Source organism: Mycobacterium sp. AZCC_0083 (genome assembly GCF_014202335.1).
Taxonomy (GTDB): domain Bacteria; phylum Actinomycetota; class Actinomycetes; order Mycobacteriales; family Mycobacteriaceae; genus Mycobacterium.
Genome location: NZ_JACHGP010000019.1, coordinates 1 through 13,074, shown reverse-complemented (window position 1 = coordinate 13,074; position 13,074 = coordinate 1). Strand labels below are relative to the sequence as shown.

General features: G+C 66.8%; 12 protein-coding genes. 3 read left to right on the top strand and 9 right to left on the bottom strand.

Translation table 11 applies throughout. The features are described from left to right. Window positions 1-8 precede the first annotated feature (8 nt). The 3 genes from HNP02_RS34335 to HNP02_RS34325 form a co-directional block, all read right to left on the bottom strand. Entirely contained in the window at window positions 9-1,490 is a 1,482-nt protein-coding gene (locus HNP02_RS34335) for a carotenoid oxygenase family protein (protein ID WP_184445139.1), read from the bottom strand. Further along, window positions 1,487-1,681, bottom strand: coding sequence for a hypothetical protein (locus HNP02_RS34330; protein ID WP_255507298.1), 195 nt, complete (start codon window positions 1,679-1,681; stop codon window positions 1,487-1,489). Before HNP02_RS34330 ends, HNP02_RS34335 begins: the two co-directional genes overlap by 4 nt. 383 nt (window positions 1,682-2,064) lie before the next feature. Continuing rightward, entirely contained in the window at window positions 2,065-3,663 is a 1,599-nt protein-coding gene (locus HNP02_RS34325; protein WP_184445138.1) for a CdaR family transcriptional regulator, read from the bottom strand. 102 nt (window positions 3,664-3,765) lie between these two features. On the opposite strand from HNP02_RS34325, the gene pruA reads away from it, so the two are divergent. Together pruA and HNP02_RS34315 are read left to right on the top strand one after the other, a co-directional pair. After that, on the top strand, window positions 3,766-5,394 hold the full coding sequence (gene pruA / locus HNP02_RS34320) for an L-glutamate gamma-semialdehyde dehydrogenase (RefSeq protein WP_184445333.1): 1,629 nt from the start codon (window positions 3,766-3,768) through the stop codon (window positions 5,392-5,394). Further along, the gene (locus HNP02_RS34315) at window positions 5,391-6,389 is read left to right on the top strand and encodes a proline dehydrogenase family protein (RefSeq protein ID WP_255507296.1); all 999 of its coding nucleotides are present in this window, start codon (window positions 5,391-5,393) and stop codon (window positions 6,387-6,389) included. The genes pruA and HNP02_RS34315 overlap by 4 nt, the downstream gene beginning before the upstream one ends. Window positions 6,390-6,473: 84 nt before the next feature. On the opposite strand, the gene HNP02_RS34310 is transcribed toward HNP02_RS34315, so the two are convergent. Together HNP02_RS34310 and HNP02_RS34305 are read right to left on the bottom strand one after the other, a co-directional pair. After that, window positions 6,474-6,866 carry a nuclear transport factor 2 family protein gene (locus HNP02_RS34310; protein ID WP_184445137.1) on the bottom strand — a complete coding sequence of 131 codons (393 nt, stop codon included), beginning with the start codon at window positions 6,864-6,866 and terminating at the stop codon, window positions 6,474-6,476. 30 nt (window positions 6,867-6,896) lie between these two features. Then, window positions 6,897-7,181, bottom strand: a complete 285-nt coding sequence (locus tag HNP02_RS34305) for a hypothetical protein (protein ID WP_184445136.1) — start codon at window positions 7,179-7,181, stop codon at window positions 6,897-6,899. Between the two features lie 157 nt (window positions 7,182-7,338). On the opposite strand from HNP02_RS34305, the gene HNP02_RS34300 reads away from it, so the two are divergent. Further along, window positions 7,339-8,193 (top strand): oxidoreductase, encoded by an 855-nt coding sequence (locus tag HNP02_RS34300; RefSeq protein ID WP_184445135.1) that lies wholly within the window; start codon window positions 7,339-7,341, stop codon window positions 8,191-8,193. Here HNP02_RS34300 and HNP02_RS34295 read toward each other — a convergent pair. From HNP02_RS34295 to HNP02_RS34280, 4 genes are all read right to left on the bottom strand, one after another. Further along, window positions 8,190-8,687, bottom strand: coding sequence for an NUDIX hydrolase (locus HNP02_RS34295; RefSeq protein WP_221318369.1), 498 nt, complete (start codon window positions 8,685-8,687; stop codon window positions 8,190-8,192). The two genes, HNP02_RS34300 and HNP02_RS34295, sit on opposite strands and share 4 nt — an antisense overlap. Window positions 8,688-8,847: 160 nt before the next feature. After that, window positions 8,848-10,575, bottom strand: coding sequence for a PE-PPE domain-containing protein (locus tag HNP02_RS34290; RefSeq protein ID WP_184445133.1), 1,728 nt, complete (start codon window positions 10,573-10,575; stop codon window positions 8,848-8,850). A gap of 578 nt (window positions 10,576-11,153) precedes the next feature. Next, complete coding sequence (locus HNP02_RS34285; RefSeq protein WP_184445132.1) at window positions 11,154-12,350, bottom strand: hypothetical protein; 1,197 nt, start codon at window positions 12,348-12,350, stop codon at window positions 11,154-11,156. A gap of 382 nt (window positions 12,351-12,732) precedes the next feature. Continuing rightward, window positions 12,733-13,074, bottom strand: a 342-nt coding sequence (locus HNP02_RS34280) for a serine hydrolase domain-containing protein (protein ID WP_184445131.1), incomplete at its 5' end; no start/stop codon positions are given.

The following is a 13,074-nucleotide window of genomic DNA, read 5'->3' as shown; positions in this document are numbered from 1 at the left end:
CGGTGATGCTAGCCCTGGCTGGGGACCCAGTTGCCGTGAAATCCGTGAGGTACGCGAACCGGAAGGTGAACCGTCGCGACGGTCTCCAGCGTCGCGCCGTCCACCATCACGAGATCACTCCGGTCCTCGGTGCGGTTGTAGACGAAGCCCATTGCGACACCATCGTCTTCGTCCGCGTCGGGCGACGAGGGCACGAACACGAACTCGCCCGGTTCGCGACCTGGGCCGAACTCCACGCGCCGTGTCTCATCCTTGACCAGGTCGTGTCGCAGTATCGCCTCGCGGGCGATGTACCCGACGTCGTCCGGATTGGCGTGTGCCACGGCGTAGCCGAAGCGGTGACGCCGGCCGACGCGGCGCTCATCGACGCGGGGAAACTCCTGTGTCTGGTCGTCGACGCGCTCCGTCGACACGCGGCCGTCCCGAAGGGACACGGTCCACCGGTCCAACGTCGTCGGGTCGAACAGTCGCTTTCCTGCGGTAAATACGGTTGGGTGCCGCACGACGTCGAGCACGACGCGGTCACCGTCGTCGAAGGCGTTCATGGGGTGGAACACGTAACACTGGGGGACCTCGAACCACCGGATGTCAGAGGCGGCGCCGTCGCGGGGCATCACACCGATCCTGGCCATCTTCTCCGGTGCCCACCGGTAGGGCATGCCGGTGATGCCGGCAGTCGTTCGCTCGGACGCGCGCATCACCGCGCGTATCACGGAGTTCGGAAGCGAGCGCTGCGCGGCCAACCGACTGAGCACGCTCGACGCGGCACGCGCGGGCGAATTATGAACGGCGAGACGGAAGTCCAGCACGACCGGCATGTCGTAGATGACGACGTATCGCTCCGTCAGTGAGAAGTCGTGCATCATGGTATGTGAGTCCAGCGTGATTTCGACGGTGCGGCGGATGCGACCATCGGTGCCCGTCACGGTGTACTGAACGCGTCTGCCCCACATCGGGTGGTAGGACACAGCGTGGAGTTCGCCGGTGTCAGGATCGCGTTTGGGATGGGCGGTGTATCCGCCGAACAACGTTCCGCATAAGTCCGACCCGCCGACGGTGTCCAAATGGTCGGTGAGTTCGTAGGGGCGAATCCCCGACTCGGTGAGCACCAGAGTCCGTCCGCCATGGCCGATGATGTTAGTGTTCGCGGCGAAGTCCAGTCCGCCGCAACGAGCACCACCGGGCCACGTCTCGCCGAGCTCGCGTGAGACGGCGGCCGATCGAATCCATCGATTCCGGTACCACTGCGCCTTGCCGTCCCGCAATCGCAACCCGTGCGCCATGCCTTCGCCGAGAAACCAGTGGTAGCGCTCCGGGTTGGGCGGGCGAAGCGGATTCGGGCCCGTCCGCAGGTAGCGTCCATCGAGGTAGTCGGGGATCGTCCCGCTCACCGCAAGGTCGGTCGCCGTGACCTCCTCCCGAACGGGTGCGTAGTTGCCACTGAGATACGGGTGGTCGGTCTCTGTGGTGGGCGGGACGGTTGTCGTCATGCGGGTGTCTCCCTTGCCTCGATCGCGATGGGTATGCCGGTGTCGAACCAATAGCGGTGCAAATCCTGGATCTTCGTGCGAGTCGGCAGGCCGCGCAGATGCAGTGCGCACTCGCCGCAGTCGAAGGAATGGACGGTTTCGCAGATCGCCTCGCGGGCGAGTCGCAGTTCGGCGGTGTCGGTGGCACCCACGCCTGGACCGGGCCTGGATGCGTCACGGCGAGATGTGGCGGCCGCAGCGCGACCAGATAGACCTGGCCACCTCGCCGAACCGCTCGAACGCACCTGCTCGGGGACTTGCCGGTCTTGCGCCCGGTGGTGGTGAGGACCCCGAACCCGGCTGGCGTCGACACTCGGAAGAGCGGCCGCATCAACGCGCTGAGGACGCGGCCGTCCCTGCCGGAGCGCAACAGATTTCGGTGCGTGCCGATCGCTGCGGCAGCGGCATCCCGCACCCCGTCCGGGGGCCTTCGTGGGGTAGCCCTGTCGCCCATGCCTCCATGGTGCGCCGCATCGACCCCGATCCGCGACGACCGGACGACTGAACCTCGGTGTCAGCCGATCGGTTGACACGGTTAGGGGTTGCGGTCGGTGGCGCGCAGGCTGAGCGAGAGGAGGAGCCGGACGTCGGGGTCGGCCAACGACGTCGCCAGCGTCTCCTCGATGCGCCGGACCCGGTAGCGGACGGTGTTGGGGTGTACGTGCAACCTTTGGGCCGCAGCGCCGATGTCGCCGAAGCCGTCCAGGTACGCCTGCAGTGTGTCGGCCAGAACGGCGTCGTGCTCGCGCAGTTCGCGCACCCGCGGATCGATCAGGCGCTCGTCGGCGGCGATCATGGTGACGATCTCGTCGAGCACCACCGTGGTGCGTGCCTCGGCCAGCGAGGTGACCTGGCCGATGGCGCCGGGGTGACGTTCCGCGCTGTCGAGGACCCGGTCCACCTCGGCGCGGGCGGCGGCGACGGCACTGAGTCCCGTTGCCGGGGTGGCGATCACGGCCCGCAGCTCGAAGCCCAACTCGGTGTGCAGAGCGCCTATCGTGCCGCGGATCCACGACGTCACCGACGCGGCCCTTCCGGTGTGCGGGAACAACACGTACACCCGCGACCCGCGCGCGGCCACCTGCGCGTCGGGGCGAAAGGCGCTGGCGCTCAACGCCAGTACGTCGGCCAGCCGCGCGGGCGCGTCGGTCACGCAGTCGACGCCGACGACGGCGGCGCGCCCGTCGGCGACGATGCCGAGTTCGCGTGCCAGCTCCGCGAATTGAACATCGTCGCCCTGACCGGCGCGTAGGCCAAGCAGCTCCTGAACCCGAACCGCATGCGTCGACGGCGTCGCGGCCAGCCGCGACATGATGCGGGCCGCGAGGACTGCCGCCCCACGCAGCACGTCGTCCGCGTCGTCGGCCAGCGGCCGGGACCCCTGCTGCACCCAGATGGTGCCTGCGAACGCGGGCGCCCGCCGCGGGTCCGGTGCCGGCTGGTGGATGCCGATCGCCAGGCGCGGCCGCAATCCCAGTTCGGGGCGTTCGGCGACGCTGACGACGTCGGGGCGGGCACGCAGCGCGTCGAAGATGCCCCACTGGCCGATCCACGCGAGGTGCTCTGGCGGGCCTGCGCGGCCAAGGATCGACAGGCGCCGCAGCTCGTCGGCCTCGTCGTCGGAGGCGGAGTAGGCCAACACGTGCGACTGTGCATCCTCGATGCTCACCATGCCGTGTGTCCGGTCGGCGATCGACTGGGCGAGGCCGAACAGGTCGGTGCCCGAGTCATAGCGCGGGTCGGCGTGGTCGCCGTGATGTTCGAAGACGTGGTCGACAAGACGGTAGAGCCGTTCCCAGCGGGCCCGCGGTTCGACGGCCACCACCGCCGTCCCCGCGGCGACTGCCCGCGCCACGACGGCGTCGGCGGGTTCCTTGACGAAGATGGCTGCGGGGACTCGCCGGATCACCTGGTGGTCGAGCCAGGCGATCGCGTCGTCCGAGCCGATGCCGAGTAGGAAGAACACGTCGGCCGAGCCTGAACCGGCGGCCAGCCCGAGCCGCACGTCGTCGGAATCGATCAGGGCGGCCGACGCGACCGGCAGGTCCAGCCCGCGCGGTGCCTCGACCAACGTGACCATGGTCGCGTCCAGCGCAAGGACCAGCTGACCGAGGCTGACACCCGACTTCGCCATGTTGTGTGATCTTACTGACACGGGCCTCACAGCTTGTCGGATCGGCCAAAGGTTTGGTGGCCTCGGTGCGAGATCGTTGTGCACATGAACGCCTCGCAACCCATTGCGGCAATTTCTCACGTTCCCGCGCCCATCAACGAGCCCGTCCACGAATACGCCCCCGGTAGCCCCGAACGGGCCCGGCTGACCACCGCGCTCGACGCGCTGGTCGACGACACCATCGACCTTCCCCACGTCATTGGCGGCGCCCACGTCATGGGTGACGGCGAGCGCATCGACGTCGTGCAACCGCACCGCCACAGTGCCGTGCTCGGCACCCTGACCAACGCCGGACATGGCGAGGCCGCCGCCGCCGTCGAGGCCGCCATCGCCGCGAAGGACGCCTGGGCGGCGACCCCGTTCGACGAGCGCGCCGCAGTGTTCCTGCGCGCCGCGGATCTGCTTGCCGGTCCGTGGCGGGAGAAGATCGCCGCCGCCACCATGCTCGGCCAGTCCAAGACCGCCTACCAAGCCGAGATCGACGCATCCTGCGAGCTCACCGACTTCTGGCGCTTCAACGTGGCGTTCGCCCGCGAGATCATGGCGGAGCAGCCGGTCAGCGCACGCGGGATCTGGAACCGCACCGACTACCGCCCGCTCGAGGGCTTCGTCTACGCCATCACACCGTTCAACTTCACCGCCATCGCAGGCAACCTACCGACCGCACCCGCTCTGATGGGCAACACCGTGGTGTGGAAACCGTCTGTCACGCAGACGTTCTCGGCGTACCTGACCATGCAGCTGCTCGAGGCCGCGGGCCTGCCGCCCGGCGTGATCAACATGGTCACCGGCGACGGCCTCGCGGTATCCGACGTGGTCCTCGCCGACCCGCGGCTCGCGGGCATCCACTTCACCGGATCGACGCCGACGTTCCAGCACCTGTGGCGCGAGGTCGGCACCAACATCGACCGCTTCCGCACCTACCCGCGACTGGTCGGCGAGACCGGCGGCAAGGACTTCGTCGTCGCGCACGCCTCGGCGCGGCCAGATGTGTTGACCACCGCACTGATTCGCGGGGCCTTCGACTACCAGGGCCAGAAGTGCTCGGCGGCATCGCGAGCGTTCATCCCGCGCTCGGTGTGGCAGAAGATGGGTGACGACTTCCTCGGTGCCACCACGGCACTGACCTACGGCGACGTGACCGACCTGAAGAACTACGGCGGCGCGCTGATCGACGAGCGGTCCTTCGCGAAGAACGTGGCAGCCATCGAGCGGGCCAAGGGCGCGCCGGGTGTCACCATTGCCGCAGGCGGCGAATACGACGACAACGAAGGCTATTTCGTCAGGCCCACCGTGCTGCTCTCCGACGACCCGACCGACGAGGCGTTCAGCAACGAGTACTTCGGCCCGATCCTGGCCGTGCACGTGTACGAGGACGACCGGTGGGACGACGTACTCGGCGTCGTCGACGGCGGCTCCAAATACGGCCTCACCGGCGCGGTGATCGCCGACGACCGGTCAGCGGTGCTCGCGGCCCAAAACCGGTTGCGTTACGCCGCAGGCAACTTCTACGTCAACGACAAGCCCACCGGCGCCGTGGTCGGCCAGCAGCCGTTCGGCGGCTCGCGCGCGTCTGGCACCAACGACAAGGCCGGTTCGCCGCTGAACCTGCTGCGCTGGACGTCGGCCCGCTCCATCAAGGAGACGTTCGTGCCGCCGACCAACCACACCTACCCACACATGGAGGCATGACGATGACCGTGTCCTCGGCTCTTCGCGCAAGCGCTCATCGCACCTTCCAGGGGGTCGCGCGGCCCGTCATCCTGGCCGCCGCCCGATCGGACGGATTGCGCCGCGTCTCTGAGCGCATGCCGGTCACCCGCGAGGTGGTGCACCGCTTCGTGCCCGGCGAGACCGTTCCCGAGGCGCTGACGTCGGTCGGCGAGCTGCGGGACTCGCGGCGGTTCGTATCGGTCGACTACCTCGGCGAGGACGTCACCGACGCCGACGCCGCCGAGGCCACGATGCGGGCCTACCTGGAACTGCTCGACGCACTCGGACGCCGCGAGGAGAACGCCGATGGCCCAAGGCCGTTGGAGGTCTCGTTGAAGCTGTCCGCACTCGGCCAGGCGCTGCCGCGCGACGGTGAGAAGATCGCCTACGAGAACGCGCACACCATCTGCGAGAAGGCCCGCGACGTCGGCGCCTGGGTGACGGTGGACGCCGAGGACCACACCACCACCGACTCGACGTTGTCGATCGTGCGCGATCTGCGGACCGACTTCGACTGGCTGGGCACGGTGCTGCAGGCCTACCTGAAGCGGACCCACGCCGACTGCGAGGAGTTCGCCGCCTCCGGTGTGCGGATCCGGTTGTGCAAGGGCGCCTACGACGAGCCCGCATCGGTGGCCTTCCGCGACCGCGAGGACGTCACCGACTCCTACCTACGCTGCCTGCGCGTCCTGATGGCCGGCTCGGGTTACCCGATGATCGCCTCGCACGACCCGGAGATCATCGACGCGGTCCCCGGGTTGACCCGCGAATTCAACCGCGGCGTCGATGGTTTCGAGTACCAGATGCTGTACGGCATCCGGGACCCCGAGCAGCGCAGGCTTGCCGCTGACGGGAACCACGTGCGGGTGTACGTGCCGTTCGGCACGCAGTGGTACGGCTACTTCGTGCGCCGCCTCGCCGAGCGTCCCGCCAACCTGACGTTCTTCCTGCGGGCACTGGCCGAGCGGCACTGACCATCGGCCCTCACCCCTCCACCGCCGAGACTGCGGAGAGATCGCGATTCTCGTCGAATTCACGATCTCCCAGCAGGCTCGGGGTTAGGCCATGGGGAACGAATGATGCTCGTGCGTAACGACCCAATGGCCGTCGCGCTTGCATAGGCCGACCGTCACCCGCAACCGGTTGTCCGGTTCGGAGTCGAAGTCGGCGGGCATGCCGCACCGCAGCAGCGCGTACGCGAACGCCACGTCAGTGCCCGCCACCACGTCGAGATCGACGAGCTCGAACACCGCACCCTGGTCGAGCCACTCGAAGAACGGTCCCCACGACTCGCGGTATTCGTCGATGCCGCGGACCCCTCGGAACGGCGGCGGTACGTCGAACATCACGATGTCGGGATCGTGGCGCGCCAGTACCCCTTCGAGGTCGCAGCTACGTACGGCGGTGGTCCAACCGGTGATCAGGTCGCGGATCTCGTCGTCGTCGCTCACACCTCGAACCTACTGGCGCGCTACGTCTGGTCAATCCTTCGATGGGCACGACACGTCGATGAAGACGGTGGTGTTCTCCTTCTCTGCGCGGGTGGCCGCGGCGTCGAGGCTTGGATGGGTGCCCGTCACGGCGCACTCCGACAACGGGGCCGACACGCTGCCGTTGAACGCCACCCGGTAGCCCTCGGCGGACAGGGTGGCCGCGGTGTCGGCTGCGGTCCCGCCCTGGGGAAACGCTGCCGCCGTGCCTGCCAGACCCAACGCCGCCGCGGCGAGGGCGCCGAAAGCCGCTGTCGTGGCGATGAACTTGCTCATGGTGGACCTCTCGATGGGCGAGCTGGAGGTCGGCTCGCAGGAGTTCTTGATGGATGAAATCGTGCCGTTTCGCTGGACGCGGGACTTGGAGGCCGTGTGGAGATCACGTGGAGATTGCTGGTAGACAGCGACAGCCGGGGCTGGAATAACAGGAGCCATGAATGAACCGACTTCCGACGGCGCCCGGGTCTGGCTCGTCACCGGTGCCAACTCCGGCTTCGGCCGGGCCATCGCGGAGGCGGCGCTGGCGGCCGGTGACACCGTGGTCGCCGCCGCCCGCCGACCCGAGACGCTCGCCGACCTGACGGCCGTCGCGCCCGATCGGGTGAGCCCACTGCGCCTCGACATCACCGAGCGCGACCGCATCGCCGCCGCCGTCGACGAGGTGCTGGCCAGCCACGGTCGAGTCGACGTGCTGGTGAACAACGCAGGGCGCGGCGCGATCGGAGCCGCCGAGGAGACCTCCGACGAACAACTGCGCGATCTGATGGACCTGCACTTCTTCGGGCCGGCGGCGTTGACCCGCGCGCTGTTGCCGCAGATGCGTGAGCGCGGCTCCGGCGCGATCGTGCAGATGAGCAGCATGGGCGGCCGGTTCACGTTCCCGGGTGTCGGCGGCTACTCGGCGACCAAGTTCGCACTCGAGGGCTGGTCGGAGGCGTTGGCCAAGGAAGTCGGTGGCTTCGGCATCCGGGTGCTCATCGTCGAACCTGGCGCCTTCCGGACGTCGTTCAACGGGCCGGGCGCGCTGTTGGTGGCCACCCCGATCGCCGCCTACGACGACCAGATCGAGAAGTTGCGCACCGGGATGCCCGACGACGACGGCAAGCAGCCAGGCGATCCTGCCAAGGCCGCGGCGGCCATCCTGAACGCGTTGGCCTCCGACGATCCGCCTCTTCGGCTGGCGTTGGGCACCGACGCCGTCGACCTCATCGGTGCGGTGCTCGACGATGCCAAGGCCGAGCTGGCGGCCTGGGAGACAGTCGGCCGGTCGGTGGCCTTCGACGCCTAGTCGGGCTGGGTCAGCCGCAGCAGCGTCCACGCCGCGATGGTCTGCGCGTCGGTGATGATGCCGTCGATGATCATGCGCTCGATCTGCTCCCCGGTGAACCAGGCGCTGTGCATGTCCTGTTCCTCGGGCTCGCGGTCGTGGTCTCCTTCGGTGATCCCGGTGGCCAGGAACACCCAGCCGCGCTGGCTGCTCATGCCGGGTGCGACGTCGAGCTGGCCGAGAATCACCATCGACGTTGCGCGCAGACCCGTCTCCTCCCGCAGTTCGCGCGCGGCGAGGTCGGCAGGCGGCGGCTCCTTGCCGTCGAGCGTCCCAGGGGCCGTGCCCTGCGGAAACTCCCAGCGGCGCAGACCGATCGGATACCGGAATTGCTCGACGAGGCGGAAACGGTCGCCGTCCCTGGCGATCACCAGCGCGTAGGTCGGCTTGTCGATGACGCCGTAGATTCCGGGGCTGCCGTCCTGTCGGCGGACGTCGTCCTCCCGGACGATCATCCACGGGTTCCGGTAAACCTCCCTTGAGGCAACGCGCGAGATGGGATCCACCCGTCCAGTATCCCCGGACGTCACCGGGCGGATGTGGCCGCGGCGTTGGCTGTCGAGATGCGCCAGTAATGGCCTTGCTAACTCGTCATCGCGACGCCCGCTCGCGCGATCATGTCGCGGAAGTGTTGACTACCGCGGTGTCCGTGCCTGTTGGATTGCTTTTGGCTTTGGTGCTGGGCGTCGACTTGGCGCCAGAAGTCACGTTGATCGTCGATGATTCGGTGCCGGAGGTGGTGGGGGTCCCAGATGTGGTGGGGGGCTTCGACTGGCTGTCGGCGGGCGTGGTGGTGGGGGGCTTCGACTGGCTGTCGGCGGGCGTGGTGGTGGGGGGCTTCGACTGGCTGTCGGCGGGCGTGATGGCGGGGGGCTTCGACTGGCTGTCGGCGGGCGTGATGGCGGGGGTCTCCGACTGGCTGGCCGCCGGCGTGGTGGTGCCGGAGCCGGACGGGGTGCTGGATCTCAACGGCGAGGTCGACGACAACACGTTGGCCGTCAATGCTTTTGGAGTCAACGCGTTAGGGGTCAGCTGGGCTGGCGGGGTGCTGTTGGGTGCTGGTGGACCGTCGGAGCCGGACAAGAGGGATGCCGCCGCGGCGAACGGGTCCTGGGTGGGTGGGGGCGTCGGCCGGGTGCCAACGATATCGCCGATCGCGTCGCTGATGCCCTGCAGGGTTGCGGCGACCAGACTGACGGCGAGGGTGACCGGGTTGATGATCGGGATCAGATGGAAGGGGGTAGGTGTGCCATAGCTGGTGCGGTCGTAGGCGGTCTCGATGAGTACCTTCATGACCGGCTCAACCAGATCGGCGAGCGGTCTTGTCAGGAACGAGAGGCCGGTTTGCTCGCCCAGGTAGCGCAGCGGCGCCAGGATCGGCAGGTTCGTCGTGGGAAGCGTGATGTAGGTGGTGTCGCCGAACTGCTGGCAATTGACGGCGTCGGTGCATTGGCCGTTATCAGCGGCTTGCTGGGCGGCGGTGACAGCGGCAGTGAACTGATCCAGGGTGTACCCGTACGGATGCCCGTTCGGGTGGCTGCTGTTCGGGTTCACGTAGGTGGGGTGGATGAAAAGGAGGCCGGCGAGCGCGTTGATATCGGCCAGCAGGTTGATTGGATATTCGGGGAAGTCCGAGACGCCGTCGTACTGGATCGCGATATCGGTGGTCTTCACTCCGGTGTCGGTCGGCGCCGGTATGCCCACCGTCGCGTCCAGGATCGGGATGTCAAAGGCGCCGAAGATTCCGGGCCGCATGAAAAGGCCGCCGTTCGGTCGATTCGGGTTAGCGGCCATTACGAACGTCACCTGGTTCAGCGGGGGCAACCCCTGACTCGTGGGGTTGGTGGGGTAACTGCGTTTGAAGTAGCTGAGGACGGTGGCGCCCTGTGAATAGCCGGTTAAATAGAAATGGCCCGTCGGATCAGCCGAATACACATCAGCAAGCTGGGTCCCGAGATTTTGAACGCCGGTCGACACGGACGCATTCCACGTATCCGAGGTCAGCTGTTTCAGGCCGAACAAGATGATCGGCCAGAACGATGCGGGGTAGTCGACAGCTACTTGGGTGCAGCTGGGGTTGGGCGGGGGGTTGTTCAAGTTGGAGCCACAGCCCGGGTTGGTTGGGGTGATGAAGTTTCTGACCTCGGCGTTTATGAAGCTAGTGGTCGGCGTCGGGTTGCCGGTCCCAGGTACGGCCAACGCATAATTGGCTGCCCGGCTGATCGCCCCGGTGAACGTTGATATCGCCACGAGCGAAGCGACGATCGCCAGAACCAACGTGACGATGAGGTAGCGGGCCGACTTCAGGAGTCCGCGGGAAGTGGCTTTGCGATAGTTGGGCACGTTGAATCCCCCTGGGCTCAAAGGCTTTCGCTCCGCTCCTGCGCGTGGGCGAACGGAGCGTACCAACTTTTCTGATGGGAAGTAGTCGGAATCATCCGATGATTTTGGGGCTTCTGGCGAATGACGATGACGGCTCGCTAATTTGAATACGAGCGCGCTCGACCCGGCAAGCACGGCAGCGAATGGCTGCCATTGGCACGCTCGGCGCCTATTTGCAGAGACGGCGAATAATTGCATTGCCCGCGAATTCCCCGACCACCATTGGACGATGAACGGCTGGCCCGTTCGGCTGCCAGTCCGACCGCGGGCCGGTCGGGGTCTTGTAGTAAGTGCGCCCATGAGGTTGCACGTTGCTTACCTGATGCAAGCCACCGTATTCGCCGGGATGGACGACGCGCATGACGTCAGAGGAGTCCGGCTGGCGTTGAGACGCGTCCTCGGCGTCTGGCAAGACGTGGGCGACCCCGCGCGCCGCGTGTTCGACGCCCGACAGTTCCCGCGATCCTCCGGCTACCCTGAGGACGCAGCAACCGGGATCGCCGCCGCGACGACGCGCTCGAACGGGAACGACACGGAGTTCAGACGATCTCGGAGTTGGGATCGAGCCCGGCCAGCACCCGCCCGTAGGCCTCATCGCCGCTGTTGGGCTGTATCGCCGCATGCTGATGCAGCACGTTTATGTCGCGGAAGTACCGCTGGATATCGGCGGCGAGCAGGGTGTGCGACGCACTACTGGCCTCGAATAGCTGATTGACACAGGCCCGGGACAGGCTCGCGACATGACCGATGTAGCCACGGGCCTGCGTTCGCTCCATGATCGTCGGAGGCCTGTGGAGGACTCCGCGATAGAGCGCGCTGAGCCTACTCGTGAACATCTCCGCAGCCTCGAGGTCGTACTGTGCCTTGGCCAGTTGGTGATGCAGCAAGGGAGCCTCGGCGGCTTTCGGCCATGCGGTGTAGGTGATGGCCCCACGCGTCGGCAGAGTCTGCATGAAGCAGTCCATCGCTCCGCGTGCCATTCCGAGCAGCGCGGGGGCGCTCCCCGCATTGATGTACATCACGAATGGCCGGTTGAAGTAGGGCAACTGTGAGTAGCGCCGTGTCGGATAGCGGCCCTCCGCAAGGTCTTTGACAAGGATGGTGCGCGATTCAGGGACGAACACATCGCCAACCGTTGCGATGTTCGTGGCCGTTCCCGCCATTCCGGCTGCGTGCCAGTTGTCCTGATGCTCCACCTCTGCGGTGGGCATCAGCATCACTCGCAACCCCCGGTCCTCCTCGCCGGGCACGACGCACGCGGAGGCGAGCCAATTGCTATGGACGCCAGCGGTGTTCCACGCCCACTGACCGGTGACATGGTAGCCACCGTCGACAGTCGCCGCCTGGCCGGTGGGCGCGATGGTCGTGGTAATTCTCAGGTCGGGCGTCGCGTATATCTCGTCCGCCGCCTCATCGGCCAATAGAGCCGGAAGGAGATTGCTGATCACCATGATCGTGCACATCCAGCCGGTGGACGGGCAGCCCCGCGAGATTTGCGCAAGGACTTCGGCGACGATGTCTTCCTCCGCCTGGTAGCCGCCGACGTCGGTTGGCATCGCGAGCCGGAAGACCCCAGCTTCGGTCAGGTCACGCAGGTTGTCGGGATGCATGCGGCGAAGTCGTTCGGTCTCGGGCCCTCGCGCACGTAGTTGGCCCACCAGCGTATTGACCTGTGCGAGTACACCTTGGGCGGTGCGTGGGGCGTGTGACGGAAGGTTACGAAGCGCAGCTGACATCGGAATAGCTCCTCGATTGAAGGCACGGTCTCCGATGAAGACGCGCAAAACACGCCAATCGTTCACCGCGGGCCGTACAACCTGCGCCCGGACCTCTGTGACGTTCACCTCCTGAACCCTCCGAGGGTTGTGAACGTGGTCCGCCTGAGGGGACACAACGCACGGTCCGCCAACAGGCTGAACCCCGCCGTGAGTCTGGAGAGACAGCGAAAACACCTGAACCGCCCCGGGGGAGTCCGGAGACTTTCGGTGTGAGAACTCAGCCGGCGGCTGGTCTCGATGTTGGGCGAAGTAGGCGGTCGCTAGTTCGACATCTCTTGGCCTATTCGGTCTGAGTCAAACTTTGGCACGCCCGGAAGTAGCGGCATGGCGCTTGTCGGTATCAGCGGATTACGTGGTCGGGGGAGATGACGTTGGTGATTGCGTGCGCGAGTGTCGCGCTGGCCTGTTGTGGGACGTCGGTGTTGATGAAGAAGACGAGGGTGGTCTGGGTCTGGGGAAGGTAGAACGCCATGGTTTCATAGCCGAAGATGACGCCGGCGTGTCCGATCCAACCGGCGGCGTTGATGATGCCCAAACCGTAGAAGGAAGTTTGCTCGGGGTTCATCGGCACCGTGGTGTCGAGGCGTTGCCGCTGGGTCTCCGGCTTGAGCAGCGCCCCGGTGGCCAGTGCGCGTGCCCAGATCCGCATGTCGTCGAGCGTGGAGATCATGTTTCCGGCCGC

Bases quoted from the DNA above. Each gene is read 5' to 3' on its own strand.
- HNP02_RS34335 (WP_184445139.1), bottom strand. From the start codon at position 1,490: ATGACGACAACCGTCCCGCCCACCACAGAGACCGACCACCCGTATCTC.
- HNP02_RS34325 (WP_184445138.1), bottom strand. From the start codon at position 3,663: ATGGCGAAGTCGGGTGTCAGCCTCGGTCAGCTGGTCCTTGCGCTGGAC.
- HNP02_RS34315 (WP_255507296.1), top strand. From the start codon at position 5,391: ATGACGATGACCGTGTCCTCGGCTCTTCGCGCAAGCGCTCATCGCACC.
- HNP02_RS34305 (WP_184445136.1), bottom strand. From the start codon at position 7,181: ATGAGCAAGTTCATCGCCACGACAGCGGCTTTCGGCGCCCTCGCCGCG.
- HNP02_RS34300 (WP_184445135.1), top strand. From the start codon at position 7,339: ATGAATGAACCGACTTCCGACGGCGCCCGGGTCTGGCTCGTCACCGGT.
- HNP02_RS34295 (WP_221318369.1), bottom strand. From the start codon at position 8,687: ATGATCGTCCGGGAGGACGACGTCCGCCGACAGGACGGCAGCCCCGGA.
- HNP02_RS34285 (WP_184445132.1), bottom strand. From the start codon at position 12,350: ATGTCAGCTGCGCTTCGTAACCTTCCGTCACACGCCCCACGCACCGCC.